The 324-nt window shown below is 49.1% G+C and carries 1 pseudogene; it reads left to right on the forward strand.

Features of this window, described 5'->3' with window-relative positions:
* Window positions 1-324 (forward strand): annotated as a pseudogene (locus DXZ20_RS37135) (recombinase family protein); the annotation flags it as partial.

Genomic DNA, 324 nt, shown 5'->3' on the forward strand with positions numbered 1-324 from the left:
CCAAACAATGGGAATTAGCCTTGGCCAGAGCGGAGTATGAGGCCCAAATTGCGGAGCGACGATTTGAAGAGGTGGACCCCGCCAATCGCTTAGTGGCTGCCACACTAGAGAAACGGTGGGAGCAAGCCTTGCTAAAAGTGCAGCAAACTCAAGATACGCTCACGCAGCAACGTCAAACGCATCCCCTCAATCAGATGGGTGAAGCTGACAAAGAAGAACTCTTCAGACTGGCACACCATTTACCTCATCTCTGGAATGCAGAACACACCCCACCCAAACAAAAGAAGCAGATTATTCGATTACTGATTGAAGATATTACCGTAG

Origin of the sequence: Adonisia turfae CCMR0081, assembly GCF_011009555.1 — a bacterium.
In the GTDB taxonomy this organism is placed as follows: domain Bacteria; phylum Cyanobacteriota; class Cyanobacteriia; order Phormidesmidales; family Phormidesmidaceae; genus Leptothoe; species Leptothoe turfae.